The sequence below is a fragment of the Psychrobacillus sp. Z3-81 genome, from assembly GCF_056620325.1.
The window spans coordinates 1-279 of sequence record NZ_JBWQPU010000049.1 but is presented as its reverse complement, the minus strand read 5'-3'; the positions used below and the strand labels follow the sequence as shown (position 1 = coordinate 279).

Genomic DNA, 279 nt, shown 5'->3' with positions numbered 1-279 from the left:
ATGATTGCTAATTATGCAGTAAAGGGTGGTGCTGATTTAATTTTAGCTCTAACATCTGGTCGTTTTAGACAAATGGGAAGAAGCTCCCTTGCAGGCTTACTACCATTTACAAATGGAAACAATCTGGTGATGGATTTTGGTGCGAAGGAAATTATTCCGTTAATTAATGAGGTTCCAGGCATTTTCGGCTTATTTGCTAGTGATCCAACGATACAATTAGATAAGTATATTGATAAAATAGTAGAGAGTGGTTTTTCCGGAATCATCAATTATCCCTCC

1 protein-coding gene is annotated in these 279 nt (G+C 36.9%); it reads left to right on the top strand.

Annotated elements, in window-relative coordinates; genetic code table 11:
- The coding region (locus tag AC1ECF_RS17580; protein ID WP_480390733.1) for a phosphoenolpyruvate hydrolase family protein at positions 1–279 on the top strand (279 nt) is incomplete at both ends.